Origin of the sequence: Leifsonia sp. RAF41 (genome assembly GCF_052114085.1) — a bacterium.
Classification (GTDB): domain Bacteria; phylum Actinomycetota; class Actinomycetes; order Actinomycetales; family Microbacteriaceae; genus Leifsonia.
In genome coordinates this window covers 373561-397288 of sequence record NZ_JBFREB010000001.1, presented here as the reverse complement: position 1 = coordinate 397288, position 23728 = coordinate 373561, and the positions used below count along the sequence as shown (strand labels likewise).

The window sequence follows — 23728 nt, the reverse complement described above, 5'->3', positions numbered from 1 at the left end:
GCTTCACATCACCCGCCCCCGAACCCTCCCGGTCAGGTGGTCGGGATCCAGATCCGCATCGACGAGGGGCCGCGTTCTGCCCACTCGTGATACGGCACCAGCGCGACCTCGGCCGTCTCGAGCCGCCCGTCGTCCTCCCTCGGGCCGTACGGCCAGCGCGTCTCCTGCTCGACCCGGCGGCCCAGCCGCACGGTGACCCGGCCGTTGTCATCCGTCGGCGCGTCGTCCGCGTCGATGACGGCATCCGCCACGTCGTCCCAGCCGTCGGGCAGGTCGACCGACTCGAGCGCGTACACGATCGGTCCCCGCTCGACGGCCACGCTGCCGCGCACCGCGTCGACGCGCGGATCGGCAGCGGAGAAGCGCGGACGGACCGGTAGCTCCAGCACGATCTCGTCTCCCTCTCGGAACAGCCGCTGCACGGTGACCGCTCCCGGCGCAGCCGGTGCGGCCTCCTCCCCCGGGACCGAGAGCGTGGCTCCGGTCGCCCACGACGGAACGCGGAATTGCAGCGACCAGGGCTGCAGCGCGTCCCTCAGGATGCGGACCGCCACCCGGCCCTCCCGCGGATACTCCGTCTCGACCGTGAGTTCGACGCGCTCACCGTTCCCGAGGGTCGTGGCGATCCGCGCCGGCGCGTATTGATGCAGTTGCAGGGAGTCGTCGCCCGCTGTCGCGACGTACGAGTCGAGGCTCGCCAGGGTGCGCGCGACGTTCGGCGGGCAGCAGGACACCTCGAACCAGGGAGCGCGGAGTGACGCCTCGGCGCGCGGAGAGACCGTCTCAGGATCCGCCGGCTCGCCGGGAGTGCGGCGATGCAGTGTGTTCGCGTAGTAGAACGCGCGCCCGTCCGCCGACGGCGAGGTGGCCACCACGTTGTACAGGGTGCGCTCGATCAGATCCGCGTAGCGCGGATCGCCTTGCGCTAGGAGCAGCCGCCAACTGAACTGAACGGACGCGATGGATGCGCAGGTCTCGGAGTAGGCGCGGTCGGGCGGCAGCTCGAAGTCGTCACCGAAGGCCTCGTCCTGGTGGTGAGAGCCCTGACCTCCGGTGATGTACGTCCGGTGGGCGACCGTGTTCGCCCACTGGCGGCCGAGCGCCTCCAGCAGCTCGACATCGCCGGTCTCGACGGCGACATCCGTCGCCCCTGAGGAAAGGTAGTTGGCACGGACGGCGTGCCCACGCAGCACCGTCGCCTGCCGGATCGGGATGTCGTCCTGGTAGTAGGAACGTCCCCACTCGATGTCGCGCAGGACGCCCGTCCCGCGGCGCTCGACGAAGAGCCGCGCCTGCTCGATGTAGCGCCGCTCGCCCGTCACGCGTCCCAGTTCGACCAGGGCCGTCTCCACCTCGGGATGCCCGCACACCGAGCGGATCCCGTCCTCGCCGAAAACCGTGCAGATGAGGTCTGCGAACCGGGTGGCGACACCGAGGAGCCCGTCGTCGGCGTTAGGCCGGGTACGTGCGCGGGCCACGGCCGCCTGGAAGAGATGCCCGCCGCAGTAGAGCTCGTGCCCCCATTCCAGGTCGGACCAGCGCGGCTGCTGGGTTGGACGCCCGAAGTTGGTGTTCAGGTAGCCGTCAGCCTCCTGCGCCGCACCGACGCGAGCGACGACATCACGGAACCGCTCCTCGAGCTGCGGGTCGGGCTCCCGCCCGAGCTGCCAGGCGGCGGCCTCCAGGAACTTGTAGACCTCGGAGTCGGCGAACTCGCGGCCGCGACGGTTCTCCGCAGTGAGCGCGCCCGCGGCGGCGGCATCGAAGTTGCCGAGCCAGCCCTCCCGCTCCAGCCAGTGCTCGATGTGCGGGAGCGTCGCAGCCGCGTTCACGCGCTGCCGGTCCGCCCAGAAGCCACCGGTGATCCGCACTTCGCCGAGGCCCAGCGGGCGCAGTGCACCGCTGCTCGGGACGGTCGGCCCCACGGGCACGTGGACGGTTCGGTCGGTGTCGGTGAGAGTCATGATCATCCTTTGAAGGCGCCGGACATGAAGCCGCGGACGTAGTGGCGTTGGAGGACGAGGAACAACAGGATGCACGGCACCGCGAGCACGACCACGCCCGCCTCGGTTGCGCCGTAGTCGACGACGCCCTGCACCTGACCGCGCAGGTTCGAGATGGCGAGCGGGAGCGTCATCCGGTTGGAGTCGTTGATGAGGATCAGCGGCGCGATGAAGTCGTTCCACGCGGCAAGGAAGGCGAACAGCCCGACGGTGATCAGCCCGGGCTTGACCGCCGGGAAGAGCACTCGCCACAGGACGCTGAAGCTGGAGCAGCCATCCACCATCGCCGCCTCGTCGAGTTCGCGCGGGACCGACTCGAACGAGATCCGCATCATGAACGTCGCGAAGGGCAGCTGGAACATTGTCAGCACGAGGGCCACCCCGACGAGCGAGTTGGACAGACCGACCAGGTTCAGCAGAACGTAAAGAGGGATCAGCAGAGTGGCGTACGGGACCATGAGGATGGCCAGCGTGGCCATGAAGAGCACGTTGCGACCCGGAAAACGGAACCGCGCGAATGCGTAGCCGCCGAACAGTGAGATGACGAGGGTGAGGGCCACCGTCAGCAGCGACACGAACAGCGAGTTGCCGATGTAGACCCAGATGCCCGCCTGGTAGTTGGCGAGGGAGGCGTAGTTGCCCAGTCCCCAACCCTTCGTCTGGCTCGTCCCCGCCCGCGGCGCGAACGACGACACGGCCGTCCAGATCAGCGGGTAGAGGAAGATCAGCGCCAGTCCGCCGGTCAGCACCCAGTACGGCGTCCGGAGCGCCACACCTGCGACTCGTGTGCCGGGGCGGCGCCGTCCGGCGCCGCTGTGGGTGCGGCCCGGCTCGACCGCGACGTCGTCGACGATCTGCGCGCTCATACCGCTCCCTCCTTCTCTCCGAATGCCCGGATCTGGGCGACGTTGACGATGACCAGCGCGATGAGCACGATCACCGAGAGAGCGCCCGCCACCCCGAGGTTGTTGGGACCCTGGAAGGCGACGCTGTAGATGAGCTGCACGACCGTGATCGTGCTGTTGTCGGGGCCGCCTTTGGTGAGGATGTAGAACTGCTCGAACGCCAGTAGCGAGCCCGTCACGCACAGCACTGTGGTGAGCGCGAGCGTCGGTCGCAGCAGGGGAAAGGTGACCGAGCGGAAGATCTGCCAGCGGCTCGCGCCGTCGATGCGCGCCGCCTCGTACACCTCCTCCGGGATGCCCTGCAGGCCCACCAGCATGAGGAGCATGTAGAAGCCGGCGTACCGCCAGACGATCAGGAAGACCGTCGACCAGAGTGCGCCCGCCGGGGTGCCGAGGAACGTGAAACCCCAGGACTTCATCAGGTCGGCGAACGGTCCCGCGATGGGCGAGTAGAGCACGTAGAACAGGAGCGATGCCGAGGCCAGGCCGAGTGCACTCGGCACCAGGATGGCTGTCCGAAGGAACCCTTTCCAGCGGGTCGACTCCTGCACCAGAAGCGCCAACCCGAGTGCCAGCGCCAGCAGGATCACCGTGGTGACCACCGTGTAGGTGAGCGTGAAGATGATGGAGTCGACGAAGAATCGGTTGTTCACCGCGTCGACGTAGTTCTCCGGGAAGTTCAGCCCCTGGTTTCCGCCGAGGAGCGGCCAGTTCGAGGCAGACATCTGCAGCACCAGCAGCAGTGGGAGCAGGAACAGCAGGAGGACGAACAGCGCCGTCGGGAGGGCGTAGGCCCAACCGAGCAGCCGTCCGCGGTTCCTCCTGCCCCTGCGGCGTACGGCGCGGGCGGGGGCGTGGCCCACCGTCGTGCTCGCGGTCATGTGTGAAGCCTTTCGTGGTGTCGGTGGGGTCCGCAGGTGGATGCGCAGCACTCCTGTACGCGCATCCACCCGCGGAGGATCGTTCCGGGCGCCGTTACTGCGACAGCACCGAGGTGATCTCCTTGTTGTCGGAGTCGACCGACTTCCCGTCGCCGAGCACCGCGTTCCGGACCAGCGACAGCCAGGGGCTGTTGGGAGCGTTGAACGCCTCCTGGAAGTTGAGCGAGAACGGAGTCTCGCCCTTCCCGGCGACCTCATTGATCGTGACCAGGCGCGGGTCCTGCGACGAGTACTGGTTCGTGGCGAGGTCGGAGCGCGACACGACGTCCTTGTCCTTGGCCAGGACGCCGACCTGCGCGTCCTCCGACATCATCCAGTTGAGGAAGTTCCAGGCCTGAGGCGATTTCTTGGAGTCCTTCGAGATGCCGATGCCGTCTCCGCCGACGAAGGTGGATCCACCGCCCTTCGGCCCGGGGATGCCCGCCACGCCCGCCTCGAACGGGGTGGAGGAGAGCAGCGTGGCCGGATAGAACATCAGGCCGACCTTGCCTTCGGTGAATCCGGCGGTCCAGGTCGGTCCTGCCTCGTCCTTCGACGACGGCAGCACAGCACCCGACTTCCAGAGGTCCTGCCACGTGCTGTAGACGTCCTTCGCGGTGCCGCTGTCGAGGAGGGACTTCGTGCCGTCCTGGTTCATGACCTGCTGGTTGTCGGCCCACACCGACGGGAACCAGGTGAAGACGAGGCAGCCGCCGCAGTTGAGGCCGGTCGCGGTGCCGTACGTGTCCGGCTTGTTCAGCGCCTGGATCTTCTTGGCGTCGGCGGCGAACTCCGCCAGGTTCGCCGGGGCCTTCTCCGGGTCGAGTCCGGCCGCGGTGAAGAGGTCCTTGTTCCAGAACATCATCGAGAGGTCGAGCACGAAGGGGAGCACGTGCTCCTTACCGTCCGCCGTACCGGCCTTGAGGTGGCCCTGGTTGATCTTGTCCTTGTAGGAGAGGCCATCCACTTGCTTACTGATGTCTTGGAACAGTCCCTGCTTGACCCAGTTCGGCACGTAGACGATGTCGGCGGCGAACAGGTCCGGCAGCCCGCCGGACCCTGCGGCCGCGCCGACCTTCGCCACGTAGTCGTCGTTCGGGACCACCGTGAGTTCGACCTGGTTCTTGTGGCTCTTGTTGTACGCCTCGACCAGCAGCTTCGCCTGCTTCTCGAGCGGTGCGCGGGTCCAGAGCGTGAGCTTGGAACCGTCGTCGGTGCCGTCCTTGCCGATCGTCTGGGTGCCGGTCGAACCGGTCCCCCCTGAGCAGGCCGCCAGCGTGATCGCCAGCGCACCCGCCGCAACCGCTGCGGCGATACGTCGCGAGCGGGAACGGAATGTGGTCATCGCATCTCCTCTTGCTCTTCATCGAGCGACAGCTCAGGTGAGCTGAACTCGTCAGTGAGTCGGGCTGTGTGCAGCGCTTACGGCGTCCTACCGAACATTCCGAAAGGGCTTTCGGTCAGTAAAGCGGCAGTCGCAGCCCACGTCAAGCACTTCTCTAAGATTGACCGACCGAAAGTTTCGAGCTAGCCTTTCGAAATCCTCTGAAAACCGGGAGACCCATGGCCAGTGAACCCTCGACCACCCCCAAGGCACCGACGCTCGGCGACGTGGCGAAGCTCGCGGGCGTCTCCCTCGCCACCGCATCCAAGGCGCTGAACGGAAAGGCCGAAGTCGCCCAGCGCACCCGCGTTCGGGTCTTCGACGCGGCCGAGAAGGTCGGCTTCACGCCGAACGCGGTGGCGCAGAGCCTCATCGCCGGGCGGACCGGGACAGTCGGTCTGATCACCGGAGATCTGGAGGGGCGGTTCTCCATCCCCATTCTGATGGGCGCAGAGGATGCGTTCGGCGCGGGCAGCACCTCCATCTTCCTGTGCGACGCGCGGGGGGACGCGATCCGGGAGCAGCACCACATCCGCGCCCTGCTCTCCCGCCGCATCGACGGACTGATCGTCGTGGGCGAGACCACCAACCCCCGATCGCCGCTCCCGAACGACCTCCCGGTGCCGGTCGTCTACGCCTACGCACCATCGTCCGACCCCGACGATATCTCCGTCGCCAGCGACAACGTCGGCGGTGGGCGGATGGCGGCGGATCACCTGATCGAGTGCGGACGCCGTCGCATCGCCTACATCTCGGGTGAGGTCAGCTACAGCGCTGCCCGGGATCGCGTGACCGGCGCGAGCCAGGCACTGGCTGCCGCCGGCCTCGAACTCCTCGGCGGCGAGGCGATGTACGGCGCATGGAGCGAGCACTGGGGTCGCGGAGGCGCCCGCGCGGTGCTTGCCCGCTACCCCGAGGTGGACGGTTTCCTCTGCGGCTCCGACCAGATCGCCCGCGGCGTGATCGACGCGCTGCGGGAGGACGGCCGCGACATCCCCGCCGACATCTCCGTCATGGGGCACGACAACTGGGAGCCGCTGGCGACCCAGTCGCGGCCCCCGCTGTCGACGATCGACATGAACCTGAAGGAGCTGGGGCGGGTCGCCGCGCAGCTCCTCTTCCGCGCGATCGACGGCGATGCGGCCGCCGGCCTCCACGAGGTGCCCTGCCGCCTGGTCACGCGCGGATCGACGGCGCTGACGGAGTAAGAGAAATGGGGAGGCCCCAGCCTCCCCCCGCCGCAGTAGGGTGCCGCCATGTCAGCGACCCCACTCCCCGCGTCCGCCGCGTCCCCGCTCGACGGACCGAAGACCTGCGACGCCAGCGGCATGATCGAGATCCACCGCCTGTTCCGGCACTCGTTCGACGAGGCGCCGCGCCTCATCGAGGGCGTCGCCGACGGCGACACGGCCCACGCGGATGTCGTCGCCGACCAGCTCTCCATGATCTCGACCGCGCTGCACGGGCACCACGAGGGCGAGGACGCCCGGCTGTGGCCCGCCCTCGATGAGCGCGCGCCCGGCTGCGCTCTGCACGTCGAGCGGATGCGCGAGCAGCACGCCGCGATGCTCGTGCACCTGACCGCGCTCGATGCCGCTCTGCCCGGGTGGAGCGCCCACCCCTCGCAAGAGACCGCGCGGCCGCTGCTCGCGGCCGTCGACGGAGTGCGGTCGGCGCTGACGCAGCACCTTCCGGACGAGGAGACCAACATCGTCCCCGTGATGGAGCATGTGCTCACGGAGCCGGAGGTCGAGTGGTTCGCGAAGCACGGCCGCGCCTCGACGCCGAAGGGTCACGGCTGGTACATGCTCGGCGCGATCCTCGCGGCCCAGCCGGATGGCGGCGACGAGTGGCTGAAGAAGAGCCTGCCCGGACCGGTCAAACTGCTGTGGCGCGGGGTGGGCGCGCGCCGGTATGCGCGCTTCCGCGCCGCCCTCGAAGGGCAACCGCGCTGACGAAGCGTGCACCACCCATTCCGGACGGACCACAGGCGGACGCCCCTGCCGCATCCCTTAAAGTGTGCTTGTGGATGAGCAGGGGCGGCCGGCGGGAGTGCGTGAGGTCGCCGCGGCGGCCGGGGTATCCCGGCAGACCGTCTCACGCGTACTCAACGACCACCCCAGCATCCGCCCAGGAACCCGCGAGCGCGTTCTCGCCGCGATGGAGGCGCTGAACTTCCGCCCCAACCGCGCCGCCCGGATGCTGACCACGTCACGATCGACGACCATCGGGGTGCTGGTCGCTTCGCCTTCGTCGCTGTTCGGGCCTGCCTCCAGCATCGACGCCATCGAGAAGGCCGCCCGAGACGCCGGCTACTTCGTCACCGTCGCGCACGCCGCGTCCCTCGACACCGTCGCCGTCGAGGCCGCGCTGGAACAGTTGAGCGCGCAGGCCGTCGAGGGCATCGTCGTGGTGGCGCCGCAGCAGCGGATCCAGGATGCGATGGACGCCGTCTCCCTCCGCGTCCCGTCGATCACCCTGCACGGCGCGGGGACGGCCGGCGACCACGGCGTGTTCGTCGACCAGGTCGAGGGTGCGCGGCTCGCCACCCGGTACCTGCTCGATCGCGGGCACGTGCGCGTCGCGCACCTGAGCGGGCCGGGTGACTGGTCGGAGGCCCGGGCGCGTCGCGAGGGCTTCCTGCTGGAGATGGCTGCGGCGGGCGCCGACCCGGTCGTTTCGCGGGACGGCGACTGGACCGCGGCGTCCGGCGCGGAGATCGGGGCGGAGCTCCTGGCCGACCCGACGATCACGGCGGTGTTCTCGTCGAACGATCAGATGGCGCTCGGCGCCATGTTCGCGGCAGGCCGCGCAGGGCGGTCGATCCCCGCTGACCTCGCCGTGGTCGGGTTCGACGACATCCCCGAAGCCGCCTTCCTCACCCCGCCGCTGACGACCGTGCGCCAGGATTTCGCCGAGCTGGGCCGCCGCTGCGTCGCGCGGCTGGTCGCCGAGATCGAGGGGACGGATCTGGAGTTCGATGCCCCGGTGGCTCCCGCGCTGGTGACCCGCGCGTCGGCCTGATCCGCGGCGGCGGGCTTGACAGCGCCGCGGACGCATCCCGTAGACTCGGCGTTAATGTGACCGGTCACAACGACGTGAGGAGCTGTATGACCGCGCCGGAAACCCGCCATGGCGACGCCATCGCGACGGGACGCACCGCCCTCGGCATCGAGTTCGGCTCGACCCGCATCAAGGCCTGCCTGGTGGATGCGGACGACCCGGGCACCGTGCTGGCCGTCGGCTCCCACGAGTGGGAGAACGAGTACGTCGACCGGCTGTGGACCTACTCGCTCGACTCCGTCTGGTCGGGGCTGCAGGCCGCGTACGCGGACCTCGTAGCGGATGCCGAGCAGCGCCACGGCATTCGACCGTCGACGTTCGCCGCGATGGGCGTTTCGGCGATGATGCATGGCTACCTCGCGTTCGACGCCGACGGGGAACTGCTCGTCCCGTTCCGCACGTGGCGGAACACGAACACCGGCCCGGCCGCCGCCGAGCTGACGAAGGCCTTCGGGGTCAACATCCCGCTGCGCTGGTCGATCGCCCACCTGCATCAGGCCGTTATCGACGGCGAGCCGCACATCCACCGCATCGACTCGTTCACCACCCTCGCCGGTTACGTGCACCGCCGCCTCACCGGCCGCAACGCCCTCGGTGTCGGGGATGCGTCGGGCATGTTCCCGATCGACCCGGCGACCACGACGTACGACGGCGACCTCCTCGACCTCTACGCCGCGCTCGAGAGTGCGCGCGGAATCGACCTCCCTGCTCTCCTGCCCGAGGTGCTCGTCGCGGGCCAGGATGCGGGCACTCTGACCGAGGAAGGCGCCGCACTGCTCGACCCGACCGGCGCGTTGCGCCCGGGCGTCCCGTTCTGCCCGCCCGAAGGCGACGCCGGCACGGGCATGGTCGCCACGGCCTCCATCGCGCCGCGCACGGGCAACGTCTCCGCCGGCACCAGCATCTTCGCCATGGTCGTGCTCGAGCATCCACTCGCCTCCGTGCACCATGAGCTCGACCTCGTCACCACGCCGGCCGGCGATCTGGTCGCGATGGTGCACTGCAACAACGGCGCGAGCGAACTCGCGGCGTGGGCGGGCCTGTTCGGTCGGTTCGCCGAGGCGTCGGGCGCACCGCGGCCCACCGACGCCGTCTACCAGACCCTGTTCCGCGAGGCGCTCGGCGGAGAAGCCGACGCGGGCGGACTCCTCGCCTACAACCACCTCGCCGGCGAGCCGATCGCCGGACTCTCCGAGGGCCGGCCGCTCGTCCTGCGGACGCCCGACAGCCGGCTCACGCTCGCCAACTTCGTGCGCGCCCAGCTCTACGGCGTGTTCGGCACACTGGCGCTCGGGATGCGCGTCCTGCGCGACGAAGGCGTTGCACTCGATCGGATGTTCGCCCACGGCGGCATGTTCCGCACCGCCGGTGTCGCCCAGCGGTTCCTCGCCGGGGCCATCGACGCGCCTGTGTCGGTCGCCGACACCGCTTCCGAGGGTGGCGCCTGGGGCATCGCCGTGCTCGCCGCGTACCTCTCGGCGAGCCAGGGCACCGGTGGCGCCGGCGCTTCCACCGCCGCCGAGTTGGATGCCTACCTGCGCCACCGCGTCTTCGGCGGCTTCGCCTTCGAGACCACGAACGCGCATCCGGACGACGTGGCCGGCTTCGCGACCTACCTCCAGCGCTACCAGGCCGGCCTCGCCGTCGAGCAGGCCGCCATCGACGCCATCCCCGTGGAAGGAGCCTCCGCATGACGACCGACCTCGAGACCCCCGCCGTCCGCGCCGTACGGGAACGCGTCGCCGCGCTGCACGGCGAGCTGGTCCGCTACGGACTGGTCGTGTGGACCGGCGGCAACGTCTCCGAACGGGTCCCCGGCGAGGAGCTCTTCGTCATCAAGCCGAGCGGCGTCGACTACGACGACCTCGCCCCGGAGAACATGATCCTCTGCACCCTCGACGGGGAGGTCGTCCCCGGCTCGATCGGAAGCGACCGCTCCCCCTCCTCGGACACCGCCGCGCACGCCTACGTGTACCGCAACCTGTCCGACGTGGGCGGCGTTGTCCACACCCACTCCACCTACGCGACGGCGTGGGCGGCGCGCGCCGAACCGATCCCGTGCGTCATCACGGCGATGGCGGACGAGTTCGGCGGCGACATCCCGGTCGGACCGTTCGCGATCATCGGCGACGACTCCATCGGCCGCGGCATCGTGCAGACTCTGAACGGCCACCGCAGCCGCGCGGTGCTGATGCAGAACCACGGCGTCTTCACCATCGGAGCGGACGCACGCGATGCCGTCAAAGCCGCAGTGATGACCGAGGACGTCGCCCGCACCGTCCACATCGCCCGTCAGGGCGGCCCGCTCGTCCCCCTCCCGTCGGAGGCGATCGACCGCCTCTTCGACCGCTACCAGAACGTCTACGGACAGAAGCCGGAAGGACCCCTCTCCTGATGCCGAAGCTCACCACCTCCCTGGACCATTACGAGGTCTGGTTCCTCACCGGAAGCCAGCACCTGTACGGACCCGAGACCCTCGCGCAGGTCGCCGACCAGTCGCGTGCGATCGCCGACCAGCTCGGCGCGGCCGCCGACGTGCCGGTGCGCGTGGTGTGGAAGCCGGTGCTCACCGACTCCGACGCCATCCGCCGCACGATGCTCGAGGCGAACGCCGACGACGCCGTGATCGGTCTGGTCGCGTGGATGCACACGTTCAGCCCCGCGAAGATGTGGATCGCCGGCCTCGACGCGCTGCAGAAGCCGCTGCTCCACTTCCACACCCAGGCGAACGTCGAGCTGCCGTGGGCGGAGATCGACTTCGACTTCATGAACCTGAACCAGGCGGCCCACGGCGACCGCGAGTTCGGGTACATCCAGACGCGGCTCAGCATCCCGCGCACTACGGTCGTCGGGCACGTGAGCAACCCTGTCGTGACGGCGCGGATCGGCACGTGGATGCGCGCGGCGGCCGGCTGGGCCGCCACCCGCTCCCTCAAGCTGGCCCGGTTCGGCGACAACATGCGCTTCGTCGCCGTCACTGAGGGCGACAAGACGGAGGCAGAACTCGTCTTCGGCGTGCAGGTGAACACGTGGGGCGTCAACGAGCTGGCGGATGGGGTCACCGCGGCCGCCGACGCCGACGTGGACGCGCTGGTCGCCGAGTACGAGGAGCTGTACGACGTGGTCCCCGAACTCCGTCGCGGCGGCGAACGCCACCAGTCGCTGAGGGACGGTGCGGCCATCGAGCTGGGCCTGCGATCGTTCCTCGAAGAGGGCGGCTTCGGCGCGTTCACGACCAGCTTCGAGGACCTCGGCGCGCTCAAGCAGCTGCCCGGTCTCGCCGTGCAGCGCCTGATGGCCGAGGGGTACGGTTTCGGCGCCGAGGGCGACTGGAAGACCGCGATCCTGGTGCGCGCCGCCAACGTGATGGGCGCGGGCCTGCCGGGTGGCGCATCCCTCATGGAGGACTACACGTACGACCTCACGCCCGGCGACGAGCGCATCCTGGGCGCCCACATGCTGGAGGTGGCGCCGTCGCTGACCAGCGCCAAGCCGTCGCTCGAGGTGCACCCGCTCGGCATCGGCGGCAAGGACGACCCGGTCCGCCTGGTCTTCACCGCGGACCCTGGCCCCGCCGTGGTGGTCGCGCTGTCGGACATGCGCGACCGCTTCCGCCTCGTCGCGAACGTCGTCGAGGTCGTCGAGCCGACGGCTCCCCTGCCGAAGCTTCCGGTGGGGCGCGCCGTGTGGAAACCCGCTCCGGACTTCACCACGTCGGCCACGGCGTGGCTGGAGGCGGGCGCCGCGCACCACACCGTAATGAGCACGGCCGTCGGAGTCGAGACGTTCGCGGACTTCGCCCGCATCGCGCGCACCGAGCTGCTGGTGATTGACGAGTCGACCACGCTGCGCGGCGTGCAGCGCGAGCTGGACTGGAACGCCGCCTACTACCGCCTCGCCCGCGGCCTCTGACGCCCGACCTCCTGGCCGCCGGTTGTCATCGGTGCCGGCGGTCAGGAACCCACCTCCCCCCTCCGCCATTCACATCGTCGAGGTGCACGTAGTGGTCGGAAAAACGACGAAATAGCAGCCACTACGTGCACCTCGGCGAAGGCGGGGCGCGTCAGGAGTTCACGCGGATGATCTCCTGCTGGTAGGGCGCGACCACGTCGCCCGAGATGCGGAGGTCGAGCACGAGGAACGGCCGCTCCGACGCCGGGCGCGCGGTCCATTCGGCGAGAACCTCGAGATCTGCGGGTGTGCGGACGACCACGCCCGAAGCTCCAACGGCCTGCCCGAGCGCCGCGAAGTCGACCTCGGGGATCCGCATCGGCCCCTGCGCGAGCCCCTTCAGCCCGTACAGGTTCACCTCGGCCCCGTAGGCCGCGTCGTTCCAGACGACGGCGATCCCGCGTCCGCCCGCCACCCGGACGGCCGACTCGAGATCGGCCAGCGCCATCAGTCCGCCGCCGTCGCCGGTGGTCAGGACGATCGTGGACTCGGGATGCGCGAGCGCGGCACCCGGCACGCTCGGCCAGCCGAGACCGATCGACTGGTACGCCGTCCCGACCATGATCATCCGGTCGGGCGACGCCACCGGCCAGTACATGTTCGCCCAGCCGATGAAGTGGCCGCCGTCCGAGACGACGACGCGTTCCTCCGGTAGCAGTTCGCCGATCCGGGCCGCCGCCGTGCGTGGGTCGAGCCGGCCGTCGGCCGCCAAGCCGTCGCCGCGCGGGTGCTCCCGCTGCGGGGCGAGCTCCAGCGACTCCCGCCATCCCGACGGCACGGCACCGCCGGCCGCCAGCTGCGAGACGAGCGCTTCGGCGACGAGCCGCGCGTCCCCGCGCAGGTACGACCCGACGTGCGGGTGCGTCGCCGCCGGGCGCGTGTCCACCTGGATGATGCGGGTCCCGGGCGCGAATAGCTCCCCGAACCGCATCGTGAACTGGTTGAGCGACGCCCCGAAGACCACGGCGACGTCGGCCCGGCGGACCAGCTCCATCGCCCCTTCCGCGCCGAAGCCGCCGGTCACGCCGAGGTCGTAGCGGTCGTCGGGGAAGACGCCGCGGCCGAGGGCGGTGGATGCCGTGAGCGCGCCGGTCGCGTCGGCGAGCTCGCCGAGCGCGCGGCCCGCACCGGACAGCCACGCCCCGCGACCGGCGAGGAGCAACGGCCGCTCCGCCCCGGCGAGGGCGACGGCTGCTGCGTCGATGGCGGCGTGCGAGAACGGGTCGTTCGGAGCCTGCGGCGCGGGAAGCACCGGCTCCGGCGCCTCGGGCACCGGTCCGGCGTCGCGCGTGGCCACGTCGTAGGGGATCGCGATGACGGTCGGCAGCCGGTACGTCAGCGCGTGCTCGACCGCGATGGCGGTGGTGGCCGCCGCATCCGCCCGGCCGACCGTGTAGGTACGTGCGCCGACCGCTGCCGCGAGCGCGATCTGGTCCACATCCCACGGCCGGGGCCCCGACGTCGGCTCGTCGCCGACGACCAGGATGAGCGGGATGTGCGCCTGCACGGCCTCCGCGAGCGCCGTGAGCGTGTTGGTGAAGCCCGCGCCGTAGGTCGCCGTCGCGGCGGCGAGCCGCCCGGACGCGCGGAAGTACGCGTCGGCGGCGACGACGGCGCCCGCCTCGTGGCGCATGGCGCAGTACTCGCCGCCGCGCTGACGCTCCAGCGCGTCGAGGAAGTGGGCGTTCCCGTTGCCCATCACCCCGAAGACGTGGTCGACGTGGCGGGCGAGGGTGGCGGCGACGTGGGCGGAGACGGACGGCATGGCACAGCCTTTCGAGACGAACGGAGAGACGATTCCGTATGTGTCTCGCCCACCGCGGCTGTCGGCGGCTTCGTGCCCATTTTTCGAGCATCGGCGGTTCGTGAACCGCCGGACGCGACCATCCTAACCGGATGCGGGACGCGCGTCGGCGTCGCGAGCGAACTCCAGCAGCCGCCGCTGCGATTCGGCGTAGGACGTCGCGGTCGGCACCGCGCGTCCGTCCCTGACTGCCTCCGCCGCGTCCACGGCCGCGTCGATCGCGACGCGGTACGGCAACGATCCCGTGCTGACCCGTCTCACCCCGAGCGCCTGCAAGTCGTCGAGGGTGAGGCCGGGCACCACGAGCACGTTCAGCGGCAGCGGGATGGCCGTGGCCAGCTCCTCCAGCGTCGCCGGATCGGTCGCGCCGGGGACGAAGATGCCGTCCGCGCCGGCGTCGGCGTACGCCTTCGCCCGTTCGAGCACGGCCGGGACCCTGTCGTCCTCGTGGAACCAGTAGGAGTCGATGCGCGCGTTGACGAAGACGTCCGGCGCCGCGCGTTTGATCGCCGCGATCTTGGCGGAGGGGATGGCCGGGTCGACCAGGCGCCCGCCCGCCGAGTCCTCCAGGTTCACCCCGTCAGCCGCGAGCCCGGCGACGAATTCGGCCACCGCGAGCGGTTCGTTGCTGTAGCCGTCCTCGATGTCGGCGGTCACGTACACCGGCAGAGTCGCCAGCGCCCGGATGAGTGCGACCGTCGCCTCCCGGCTCGCACCCTCCGCATCCGGTCGACCCGTCGAGGCGTTGACCCCGAAGCTCGTCGTCCCGACTGCCGGGAATCCGGCCGCGACGAACCCGAGCGCCGAGCCGACGTCCCACGCGTTCGGCAGCAGCAGGGGGCGGTCGGCGTAGTGCAAGTCACGGAACGACATGGCGATCATCCTCCATCCGGAGGGTAGCGCCGGCCGGGGCGCCGCGGCAGCCCCGGCCGGCGCAGACGGTCAGACCCCGACCGAGCGGCGCTTGTTGTAGACGTCGAATGCGACGGCCGCCAGCAGCACCAGTCCCTTGATCAGCAGCTGGTAGTCGCTGTCGATGCCGAGGATCGACATGCCGTTGTTGAGCACACCGATGATCAGACCACCGATGATCGCGCCGGTGACGGTGCCGATCCCGCCGGTGACCGCCGCGCCACCGATGAAGACCGCGGAGATCGCATCCAGCTCGAAGCTGGTGCCGGCGCTCGGGCTCGCTAAGTTGAGCCCGGCGGTGAACACCAGACCGGCCACGGCCGACAGCACGCCCATGTTGACGAAGAGCAGGAACGTCACGCGCTTGGTCTTCACGCCCGACAGCGCCGCCGCCTGGAGGTTGCCGCCGATCGCGTAGATGTGGCGGCCGAACACCGAGCGGTTCATGACCGCCGAGTAGCCGACCACCAGCACCGCGAGGATGATCAGCACGATCGGCGTGCCGTTGTAGCTGGCGAGCAGCACGGTCATCACCATCACCAGGAGCACCAGGAAGGTGAGCTTGATGATGAACCACCACAGCGGCTCGTCCTCGAGGTCGTACTTGCGCCGGACTGCGCGCTGACGGATGCCGTTGGCCAGGATCGCGATGCTCGCCAGTGCGCCCAGGATCATCGTGAGCGGCTCGTACCCGGTCGTCCCGAACGCGGGCAGGAACCCCGACCCGATCGCCCGGAACTCCTTCGGGAAGAACGAGATCTGCTGGTTGCCGAGCGCGATCTGGGCGGCCCCGCGGAACGCGAGCATCCCGGCCAGGGTGACGATGAACGCCGGGATGCCGAAGTACGCGATCCAGAACCCCTGCCAGGCCCCGACCAGGGCGCCGAGCACCAGACAGAACACGATGGCGAGCGGCCACGGCAGGTGCCAGTTCGAGATGAACACACCCGCCATGGCGCCGATGAAGGCGACGACGCTGCCGACCGACAGGTCGATGTGCCCGGCGATGATCACCATCACCATCCCGATCGCCAGGATCAGGATGTAGCTGTTCTGCACGATCAGGTTCGACACGTTGATCGGCGCCAGCGTGATGCCGCCGGTCGCGATCTGGAAGAACACGACGATGGCGATGAGCGTGATGAACAGGCCGATCTGGCGCAGCTGCCCGGTCAGGTAGTTCAGGGCTTTCGTAAGCGGTTTCATGCGTGGTTCTTCTCGCGTTCCTGGGTCATGAATTGCATGAGGTATTCGGCGGTGGCCTTCTCCCGCGGCACATCGGCGGTGATGCGGCCCTCGCTGAGGGTGTAGATGCGGTCGCAGATTCCGAGCAGCTCCGGCAGCTCGGAGGAGATCACGAGCACGCCCTTCCCCTGGTCGGCGAGCTTGTCGATGATCGTGTAGATCTCGTACTTGGCTCCGACGTCGATGCCCCGCGTGGGCTCGTCGAGGATGAGGATCTCCGGGTCGGAGTACATCCACTTCGACAGCACGACTTTCTGCTGGTTGCCGCCGGAGAGTTTGCCGGTGAGCGTCAGGACGTTCGGCGTCTTGATGTTCATCGACTTCCGGTACTCCTCGGCGACCAGCGACTCCCGCTGCTCGTTGACGAACTTGAACCAGTTGACGAGCTTGTCGAGCGCTGCGATGGAGATATTGCGCTGGATGTTGTCGATCAGGTTCAGCCCGAAATGTTTGCGGTCCTCGGTCGAGTAGGCGATGCCGTTGTCGATCGCCTTCGAGACCGTGCTGACGGAGATCGGCTTGCCGCGCTTGTACACCTGGCCGCTGATCCCGACGCCGTAGCTGCGACCGAAGATGCTCATGGCGAGCTCGGTGCGGCCAGCGCCCATGAGGCCGGCGATGCCGACGATCTCGCCCGCGCGAACCGTGATGTTCACGTCGTCGACGACGACACGGTTCCGGTCGAGTGGATGGTGGACCGTCCAGTTCTCGACCCGGAGCAGCTCTTCGCCGATGTGCGGCACGTGGTCCGGGAACCGGCTGGCGACATCCCGGCCCACCATCCCCTTGATGATGCGCTCCTCGCTGGTGCCCTCTTTGCCCATCTCGAGCGTCTCGATCGTGCGCCCGTCGCGGATGATCGTGACGCGGTCGGCGATCGCCTTGATCTCGTTCAGCTTGTGGCTGATGATGATCGACGTGATGCCGTGCTCTTGGAGCTGGCGGATCAGGTCGAGCAGGTGCGCCGAGTCGTCGTCGTTGAGGGCGGCCGTCGGCTCGTCGAGAATGAGGATCTTCACCTCTTTGGAGAGCGCCTTCGCGATCTCCACGAGCTGCTGCTTGCCGACGCCGATGTCTTTGATCTTCGTGATCGGGTTGTCGTGGAGGCCGACCCGGGCGAGCAGCTTGGCCGCCTCCAGGTTGGTCTCGTTCCAGTCGATGAACCCGTGCCGCTGACGCTCGTTGCCGAGGTAGATGTTCTCGGCGATCGAGAGGTACGGCGACAGCGCCAGTTCCTGGTGGATGATGACGATGCCGGCGGCCTCGGAGTCGTTGATCGACCGGAACTCCAGCGGCTCGCCGCCCACGACGATCTCACCCTCGAAGGTGCCGTGCGGGTACACCCCCGACAGCACCTTCATCAGCGTGGACTTGCCGGCGCCGTTCTCGCCGCAGATCGCGTGGACCGATCCCTCCTCGACGCTGATCGACACATCCTGGAGCGCCTTGACGCCGGGGAAGGACTTCGAGATGTTGCGCATCTCGAGAATCGTGTTGGCCATGGTCTTCCTTGCTCGCATGACGTCCGGGCGGGGCGCTCGACGCGCGTCCCGCCCGGACGATCCGGATGGTGCTACTTGAGGTCGGATTCCTTGTAGTAGCCGCTGTCGACCAGGATCTTCTGGTAGTTGTCCTTGGTGACGACCACCGGCTGGAAGAGGTAGCTCGGCACGACCTTGACCTTGTTGTCGTAGCTCTTGGTGTCGTTCACCTCGGGCTTCTTGCCCGTGAGCAGGTCGTCCGCCATCTGCGCCGCCTGGTTGGCGAGCTTCCGGGTGTCCTTGTAGACGGTCGAGTACTGCGTGCCCGCGATGATCTGCTTCACACTGGCGACCTCGGCGTCCTGACCGGTGATGATCGGGATGTTCTTGCCGCCCGAGCCGTAGCCGGCGCCTTCCAGCGCGCTCAGGATGCCGTCGGAGAGGCCGTCATACGGCGAGAGGACGCCCTGCACCGCCGCGTCCGTCGAGTACGACTTGGCGACGAGGTCCTGCATGCGGGCCTTGGCGGTCGCCGGGTCCCAGCGCAGGATCGCGACCTGGTTGAAGTTGGTCTGCCCGCTCTTCACGACCAGGGTGCCGTCGGCCAGGTACGGCTTGAGGGTGTCCATCGCGCCGTTGAAGAAGAACGTGGCGTTGTTGTCGTCGGGGCTGCCCGCGAACAGTTCGACGTTGAAGGGACCCTTCTTGCCCGTCGGCTTGCCGTCGGCGTCGACGATCCCCAGTCCGGTCAGGAGCGACGTCGCCTGGACGACGCCGACCTTGTAGTTGTCGAACGACACGTAGTAGTCGACGTTCTTGTCGCCGGTGAGCAGGCGGTCGTACGAGATGACCTTGATGCCGGCCTTCGCGGCGGCGTCCAGCTGGTCGGTGAGCGAGCCACCGTCGATGGACGCGACGATCAGGATCTTGGCGCCCTTGGTAATCATCGTGTTGACCTGCTGAACCTGGGTGGGGATGTCGTTGTTCGCGTACTCCAGGTCGACCTTGTAGCCGTTCTTCTGGAGGTCGGACTTGACGGCGTTACCGTCCGCGATCCAACGCTCGGACACCTTCGTGGGCATGGCCACGCCGACGAGCGCGCCCTTGTTGTCTCCGTCGTTCGCGGTCCCGCCGCCTCCGCGGCCCCCTCCGGAGCAGGCGGCGAGTGCGACCGCGACGCCGAGTGCGGCGGCGGCCAGTGCGACTTTCCTGAACTTCACTGTGTTTCCCTTCGAGCGGTGGGGCGACCGGTGTGCCGAGTGCGCACGGACTCGCCGAGCTCGGAACCGGCACGCGTTCGACCAGCCTGCGACGGGGCAGTGCAGCGGCCGTCGCGACTGTGCGATCCGGCTGCTGACATGAGCGACTCCCTCGTCGTATGCTGGGCCTACGCGATATATGTGACCGGTCCCAGAACGGGTTAGACGCTATGACGCGAACCCCGTGGCAGTCAAGTGCTTCGCGGAAAAATATGATGAGCACGTTCACCCAGCGGCACAGTCGCCGCTCTCGCCCCCGAGACAGGATCGATGGACAAGCGCGGACCCGACGAACAGCGCGCTCTCTCCATCCGGGACATCGCCCGGCTGGCCGGAGTGTCGCGCCAGACGGTCTCGCGCGTCCTCAACGGCGAGCGCTACATCAAGGCCTCCACAGAGGCGCAGGTGCGCAAGGTCATCGAGGAGAACGCGTGGCGCCCGAACAGCGCGGCGCGCGCCCTGGCCACCTCCCGGTCGCAGACGATCGGGCTGCTCGTCTCGGCGCGCTCCCACTATGGGCCGTTCAGCGCGGCCACGGCGATCGACGAGGCCGCCCGCGCACGCGGCTACGCCATCCTCTCGGCGACCCTCGCCCGGGAGGATGACGCGAGCATCTCCGAGGCGCTCGACGCCTTCGCCGCCCACGGGGTCGACGGTGTGGTGGTCATCGCGCCGCAGCAGCGCGCACATGAGGCGCTGCAGCGGGTGGCCATCCGGGTCCCCTTCGTCAGCATGCACTGGAAGGACGTCGGCGACGGTCGGGTCGCCGCCTTCGACCAGGAGGCCGGCGCCCGCCTCGCCACCCGGCACCTCATCGAACTGGGCCACACGCGCATCCGCCATCTCGCCGGCCCGCAGGACTGGAGCGAGGCGGAGGACAGGATGAACGGCTTCCTCGCGGAGCTGTCGGACCACGACCTCCCCGTCACAGCTCCCCTGCTCGGCGACTGGACACCGGACCTCGGCTACGAGGTCGGTCTGCGGCTGCTCGACCATCCCGACTTCACGGCGGTGTTCGCGTCGAACGACCAGATGGCGCTGGGCCTCATGCATGCAGCCGCCGAGCTCGGCCTCTCGGTACCGGGCGACCTGAGCATCGTCGGGTTCGACGACATCCCGGAAGCCAAGCACTTCGCGCCGCCGCTGACGACCATCCGACAAGACTTCGGCTGGCTGGGCGCCCGCGCGATCGACGTGCTCATCTCGCAGATCGAAGGCGGGGACGCATCCGGACTCGCCGACTACCCCGTCCCCCAGCTCGTCGTCCGCCAGAGCACTGCTCCCCCTCGTCAGCCATTCGGATAACGAACGATTTTGGGCAATCCACCGTACCGGGACGACTTCCCCGGCAGCGCCTCTGGTAGACCGGTGCTCGACCCGGCGCTCTGCAGAGAAGGACCATCGTGAGCGACAGCACCTGGCACGCCTCGTTCGTGCACCCGCAGCACCCGTGGCGCGACTTCGAGCACACCTTCCCCGGTGACCGCGAGGTCCCCCCGGCCACCATCCGCCGGCCCGCGTCACTGGCCGGGATGCCTGCCATCGACATCTACCTGCTCAGCGACTCCGAGCCGTGGCCCGCGTCGTGCGTGTTCACCTACACGGAGTCGGTACCCGGCACCCTCGCCGATCACCAGCCGCCGGACTACTGCCTCGACATGTCCCCGACGGAGCCGACGCCCACCCCTGCCTGAGCGCTGTAGGTCGTACGCCCCGCCACGATGGTTTCGACGACGCGCGCCGTCAGCAGGGACGGCGCACCACCCTCGAACACGTCGGTGTCGAGCACGGTGACGTCGGCCGCGTAGCCCGGTGCGATCCGCCCGCGCCACTCCCCGTCGCCCACCGAGGCTGCTGCATCCCGAGTCGCGTGGCCGATCGCCCGTTCCAGCGGCAGGGCGTACTGCGGCTGGACAGCCGGCACCGACGGGTCGAGCGCGGAGGCCCGGGTCGATGCGACGTACATGTTCGCGAGCGCGTGGTGAGGAGCGGTCGGCGAGTCGGTCGAGAAGGCGAGGAGGGCACCGGCGTCTTCATACTCCGGCCACGGGAAAGCGCGGTCGACCCTGTCATCACCGAGCATCGCCACCCAGTTGTCGAAGATCGCGGGATCCGAATGCACCGGCTGCATCGACGCCGTCACACCGAGGCGTGCCATCCGTTCCGCCGTCCCGGGCGCCGCGTACTCGAGGTGCTCGATCCGGTGCCTGCGGGGACGCTCGCCGTTCTCGCCGTGAGCGTGCTCGATCGCGTCGAGCGCGATCTGGCTGGCGTAGTCGCCGATCGCGTGCATCGCGATCTGCAGGCCGGCGGCGTCCGCCGCCGCGACCACGGGGGCGAGGCGCTCGGCTGGCCAGATCGGGTCGGCGTTCGTGCCGTTCGCGTACGGCTGCCGCATCGCCGCCGTGCACGCATCGATGACGCCGTCCAGGATGAGCTTGATGCCGACAACACGCAGCCACGGCGTCGCGGGCTCAGCGGCCAGCCGCGCGGCATAGTCCACCTGCGCGAGGTTCGCTGCGTCGTCGCCGGTGTTGGCGACCAGCCAGTGCGCCGCCACCCGGATCGGCAGCTCACCTCCGCGGCGCTCCTGAGCCCGTCGCAGCGCCGCCAGCCCAAACTCGTCGAGCGCCATGTCGACCGCACCGGTTACTCCGGTCGCGACGTACGCGGCGATCGTGCGCTCGACGTCCGCGTCGCGGTCCTCGTCGGTCGTGGCGGCATCGCGCTGCGCCCAGGCGTACTGGGTGGCAGCGGTCTCGAGCAGCAGCCCGGTCGCCTCCCCCTCGGCGTCGCGGACGATCTCCCCGCCGATCGGGTCGGGCGTCTCGCGAGTGATGCCCAGCTCTGCCAGCGCGGCCGAATTCACCCAGCAGGAGTGGTAGTCGTTCGCATCCAGGTACACCGGGATGTCCGGGATCGCTGCGTCGATCATGGCCGCCGTCGGCGCCCCTCCCGGCACGGCGTCGAAGAGCCAGCCGCGACCGCGCAGGGCCGACGCTCCGGGGTCAGCGGCACGGGCCTCCCGCAGCATACGGTGGATGTCGTCCAGGCCACGCGCCCCGGTCAGGTAGACCTGCCCGAGAGCCGCGCCCATCATCAGGAGGTGCGTGTGCGCGTCGGTGAACCCCGGGAGGACGAGCCGCCCCTCCAGGTCGACGACCCGCTCCGCGGCCGGCGCGTCGTCCGCCCCGCCCACCCAGACGATCGACTCACCGCTGACGGCGAAGGCCTGCGCCCATGCCCTCTCCTCGTCGGGGTCGGCCGTGAAGATGCGGCCGTTCCGGTACAGAGTGCTCACGGTGGTGCCGCTCACAGTCGACCTTCCTTTCCGAGCCGCGTGCGGCTCAACACTGCGTACACGATTGCGGAGACGGCCATGCCGACCGGGACCGAGAGATCCACGTGGCCCAGCGCTTGCGCGATCGGGCCCGCCCAGACATCCGTCGCCAGACACATCGCCGTCGCGAGGCCGCCGAGGAGGAGGGCCGCGATGCCCGGGATGCTCCAGCCTCCGGTGTACCAGTAGCGACCGCCGCGACGGTCGTCGAACAGGTCGACGCCGTCGTACACGTAGTGCCGGCGGAGGACATCCACGACGTAGATGGCCATTGCGGGGCCCGAGACGATGACGAGGAACTGCAGCAGCAGGTTGGCGGCCTCCAGCAGGCTCGACGACAGCACCAGGTAGATCGTCAGCGCCGTCCCGACGACGCCGACGACGATCGCCGCGGGGATGCGGCGCAGCCGGAAGCCGATCGCCTGCAGCGCCATGCTCGAGGTGTAGGTGGTCATCGCGTTCAGCGCGATGGTGTTGACGATGACGCCGACGACCAGCAGGGGCCCGATCCACCCGGGCAGCAGGTCGAACAGCGCTACGTCGATTCCGGCGTCGAAGGCGCTCGCCTTGAGGCCGGTGGCGAGGAGCACGCCGACGCTGGTGAAGACGATGAATGGCAGGGCGCCGCCCAACGCCGTGGCCGCTGCGATGTGCGACGGCTTCGTCGACCGCGGGAGGTACCGCGCGATATCCGGGCTGTTGATGAACGACAGCGGAGTGGAGGCGAGGATCGTGAACCCAACCGAGATCGCGGACCACAGCGCCACCCCGCCCAGCGGTTCGGGTGCCGCGTAGCCCCAGTCGACGGTCGGGAGGATGAACGCCGACACCAGGATGAAGATGACGAACAGCACGACGGCCATCACGGGGTAGATCCTCAGGATGAGGCCGTGTCCGAAGATGGCGACCAGGACGGTGACCGCGGAGACCACGACGGTCACCCCGATCGGCACCCACACCGGGTCGTCGAGACCGATCCGCCGGAGCAGGTCGGCGCCCATGAAGCTGGAGGCGAGCCAGGTCAGCGACAGGAAGACCGCCCCGATGAACCAGCCGACGAACGCGACGAAGAGCTTGTTGCCGATGATGCCGTACATCGCCCGCGTCACCACGGAGCCGGACGTTCCGGCCGCTGGGCCGCTGGCGGCGATCAGTCCGGGGAACACCCAGAGCAGTGAGGCGGCGACGATTACCGCAATGGCCTGCCAGATCTCGAGCCCCAGCAGGATGAGCGTGGCACCGATCGTGAAGTTCAGGATGCTGACGCCGGGTGCAGCCCAGACGAAGAACAGGTCCCGGGCGCGGCCGTGCCGCTCGGAGTCGCCGATGACCTCGATGCCGCGGGTCTCGGGTTGGGTGGAGGCATCCACGTAGTGATCGGTGCCGGTCCGGGCTTCGGACATGGGTTCCTCTCCTGCCAGCAGCTCCGTCGCTGTTGGTCATGTGCCCAATAGGTTGTTG

General features: G+C 69.1%; 19 protein-coding genes. 8 read left to right on the top strand and 11 right to left on the bottom strand.

Translation table 11 applies throughout. The annotated features are described in order from the left end of the window. Window positions 1–32: 32 nt before the first annotated feature. The 4 genes from AB4Y74_RS01960 to AB4Y74_RS01945 all read right to left on the bottom strand — a co-directional run bounded on the left by AB4Y74_RS01960 (window position 33) and on the right by AB4Y74_RS01945 (window position 5173). Window positions 33–1964, bottom strand: a complete 1932-nt coding sequence (locus AB4Y74_RS01960) for a glycoside hydrolase family 127 protein (RefSeq protein WP_441797441.1) — start codon at window positions 1962–1964, stop codon at window positions 33–35. A gap of 2 nt (window positions 1965–1966) precedes the next feature. Further along, window positions 1967–2869: a carbohydrate ABC transporter permease gene (locus tag AB4Y74_RS01955; RefSeq protein ID WP_441797440.1), complete on the bottom strand. Its 903-nt coding sequence runs from the start codon at window positions 2867–2869 to the stop codon at window positions 1967–1969. Further along, window positions 2866–3789: a carbohydrate ABC transporter permease gene (locus AB4Y74_RS01950; RefSeq protein WP_441797439.1), complete on the bottom strand. Its 924-nt coding sequence runs from the start codon at window positions 3787–3789 to the stop codon at window positions 2866–2868. The genes AB4Y74_RS01955 and AB4Y74_RS01950 overlap by 4 nt, the downstream gene beginning before the upstream one ends. A 94-nt stretch (window positions 3790–3883) precedes the next feature. Continuing rightward, complete coding sequence (locus tag AB4Y74_RS01945) at window positions 3884–5173, bottom strand: ABC transporter substrate-binding protein (RefSeq protein WP_441797438.1); 1290 nt, start codon at window positions 5171–5173, stop codon at window positions 3884–3886. Between the two features lie 218 nt (window positions 5174–5391). On the opposite strand from AB4Y74_RS01945, the gene AB4Y74_RS01940 reads away from it, so the two are divergent. The 6 genes from AB4Y74_RS01940 to araA all read left to right on the top strand — a co-directional run bounded on the left by AB4Y74_RS01940 (window position 5392) and on the right by araA (window position 12187). Further along, entirely contained in the window at window positions 5392–6420 is a 1029-nt protein-coding gene (locus AB4Y74_RS01940; protein WP_441797437.1) for a LacI family DNA-binding transcriptional regulator, read from the top strand. A 48-nt stretch (window positions 6421–6468) separates the two neighbouring features. Continuing rightward, entirely contained in the window at window positions 6469–7167 is a 699-nt protein-coding gene (locus tag AB4Y74_RS01935) for a hemerythrin domain-containing protein (protein ID WP_441797436.1), read from the top strand. 70 nt (window positions 7168–7237) lie between these two features. After that, entirely contained in the window at window positions 7238–8236 is a 999-nt protein-coding gene (locus AB4Y74_RS01930) for a LacI family DNA-binding transcriptional regulator (protein WP_441797435.1), read from the top strand. A gap of 86 nt (window positions 8237–8322) precedes the next feature. Beyond that, a complete protein-coding gene (locus tag AB4Y74_RS01925) occupies window positions 8323–9969 on the top strand; it encodes a xylulokinase (RefSeq protein WP_441797434.1) in 1647 nt (548 codons plus the stop codon). Then, complete coding sequence (locus AB4Y74_RS01920) at window positions 9966–10670, top strand: L-ribulose-5-phosphate 4-epimerase (RefSeq protein WP_441797433.1); 705 nt, start codon at window positions 9966–9968, stop codon at window positions 10668–10670. Before AB4Y74_RS01925 ends, AB4Y74_RS01920 begins: the two co-directional genes overlap by 4 nt. Continuing rightward, window positions 10670–12187, top strand: coding sequence for an L-arabinose isomerase (araA, locus tag AB4Y74_RS01915; protein WP_441797432.1), 1518 nt, complete (start codon window positions 10670–10672; stop codon window positions 12185–12187). The genes AB4Y74_RS01920 and araA overlap by 1 nt, the downstream gene beginning before the upstream one ends. Before the next feature lie 151 nt (window positions 12188–12338). Here araA and AB4Y74_RS01910 read toward each other — a convergent pair whose 3' ends face one another. The 5 genes from AB4Y74_RS01910 to chvE form a co-directional block, all read right to left on the bottom strand. Continuing rightward, entirely contained in the window at window positions 12339–13991 is a 1653-nt protein-coding gene (locus AB4Y74_RS01910) for a thiamine pyrophosphate-binding protein (protein WP_441797431.1), read from the bottom strand. 123 nt (window positions 13992–14114) lie between these two features. Beyond that, entirely contained in the window at window positions 14115–14903 is a 789-nt protein-coding gene (locus AB4Y74_RS01905) for an isocitrate lyase/PEP mutase family protein (RefSeq protein ID WP_441797430.1), read from the bottom strand. Between the two features lie 69 nt (window positions 14904–14972). Next, window positions 14973–16148, bottom strand: coding sequence for a multiple monosaccharide ABC transporter permease (mmsB, locus tag AB4Y74_RS01900; protein ID WP_441797429.1), 1176 nt, complete (start codon window positions 16146–16148; stop codon window positions 14973–14975). Further along, complete coding sequence (gene mmsA / locus AB4Y74_RS01895) at window positions 16145–17689, bottom strand: multiple monosaccharide ABC transporter ATP-binding protein (protein ID WP_441797428.1); 1545 nt, start codon at window positions 17687–17689, stop codon at window positions 16145–16147. The genes mmsB and mmsA overlap by 4 nt, the downstream gene beginning before the upstream one ends. Before the next feature lie 71 nt (window positions 17690–17760). Next, window positions 17761–18888, bottom strand: a complete 1128-nt coding sequence (chvE, locus tag AB4Y74_RS01890; RefSeq protein WP_441797427.1) for a multiple monosaccharide ABC transporter substrate-binding protein — start codon at window positions 18886–18888, stop codon at window positions 17761–17763. A 309-nt stretch (window positions 18889–19197) separates the two neighbouring features. Here chvE and AB4Y74_RS01885 point away from each other — a divergent pair, with 309 nt between their 5' ends. Continuing rightward, window positions 19198–20232, top strand: a complete 1035-nt coding sequence (locus AB4Y74_RS01885; RefSeq protein ID WP_441797426.1) for a LacI family DNA-binding transcriptional regulator — start codon at window positions 19198–19200, stop codon at window positions 20230–20232. Window positions 20233–20330: 98 nt separating this feature from the next. Then, window positions 20331–20621 (top strand): hypothetical protein, encoded by a 291-nt coding sequence (locus AB4Y74_RS01880; RefSeq protein WP_441797425.1) that lies wholly within the window; start codon window positions 20331–20333, stop codon window positions 20619–20621. On the opposite strand, the gene AB4Y74_RS01875 is transcribed toward AB4Y74_RS01880, so the two are convergent. Further along, on the bottom strand, window positions 20573–22243 hold the full coding sequence (locus tag AB4Y74_RS01875; RefSeq protein ID WP_441797424.1) for an amidohydrolase: 1671 nt from the start codon (window positions 22241–22243) through the stop codon (window positions 20573–20575). The two genes, AB4Y74_RS01880 and AB4Y74_RS01875, sit on opposite strands and share 49 nt — an antisense overlap. Further along, entirely contained in the window at window positions 22240–23670 is a 1431-nt protein-coding gene (locus AB4Y74_RS01870) for a purine-cytosine permease family protein (protein ID WP_441797423.1), read from the bottom strand. Before AB4Y74_RS01870 ends, AB4Y74_RS01875 begins: the two co-directional genes overlap by 4 nt. Window positions 23671–23728 lie beyond the last annotated feature (58 nt).

Bases quoted from the DNA above. Each gene is read 5' to 3' on its own strand.
- AB4Y74_RS01920 (WP_441797433.1), top strand. From the start codon at position 9,966: ATGACGACCGACCTCGAGACCCCCGCCGTCCGCGCCGTACGGGAACGC.
- AB4Y74_RS01870 (WP_441797423.1), bottom strand. From the start codon at position 23,670: ATGTCCGAAGCCCGGACCGGCACCGATCACTACGTGGATGCCTCCACC.
- AB4Y74_RS01955 (WP_441797440.1), bottom strand. From the start codon at position 2,869: ATGAGCGCGCAGATCGTCGACGACGTCGCGGTCGAGCCGGGCCGCACC.
- mmsA (WP_441797428.1), bottom strand. From the start codon at position 17,689: ATGGCCAACACGATTCTCGAGATGCGCAACATCTCGAAGTCCTTCCCC.
- AB4Y74_RS01950 (WP_441797439.1), bottom strand. From the start codon at position 3,789: ATGACCGCGAGCACGACGGTGGGCCACGCCCCCGCCCGCGCCGTACGC.
- AB4Y74_RS01945 (WP_441797438.1), bottom strand. From the start codon at position 5,173: ATGACCACATTCCGTTCCCGCTCGCGACGTATCGCCGCAGCGGTTGCG.
- AB4Y74_RS01940 (WP_441797437.1), top strand. From the start codon at position 5,392: ATGGCCAGTGAACCCTCGACCACCCCCAAGGCACCGACGCTCGGCGAC.
- araA (WP_441797432.1), top strand. From the start codon at position 10,670: ATGCCGAAGCTCACCACCTCCCTGGACCATTACGAGGTCTGGTTCCTC.
- AB4Y74_RS01925 (WP_441797434.1), top strand. From the start codon at position 8,323: ATGACCGCGCCGGAAACCCGCCATGGCGACGCCATCGCGACGGGACGC.
- AB4Y74_RS01935 (WP_441797436.1), top strand. From the start codon at position 6,469: ATGTCAGCGACCCCACTCCCCGCGTCCGCCGCGTCCCCGCTCGACGGA.
- AB4Y74_RS01905 (WP_441797430.1), bottom strand. From the start codon at position 14,903: ATGTCGTTCCGTGACTTGCACTACGCCGACCGCCCCCTGCTGCTGCCG.
- AB4Y74_RS01960 (WP_441797441.1), bottom strand. From the start codon at position 1,964: ATGACTCTCACCGACACCGACCGAACCGTCCACGTGCCCGTGGGGCCG.
- AB4Y74_RS01910 (WP_441797431.1), bottom strand. From the start codon at position 13,991: ATGCCGTCCGTCTCCGCCCACGTCGCCGCCACCCTCGCCCGCCACGTC.
- mmsB (WP_441797429.1), bottom strand. From the start codon at position 16,148: ATGAAACCGCTTACGAAAGCCCTGAACTACCTGACCGGGCAGCTGCGC.
- AB4Y74_RS01885 (WP_441797426.1), top strand. From the start codon at position 19,198: ATGGACAAGCGCGGACCCGACGAACAGCGCGCTCTCTCCATCCGGGAC.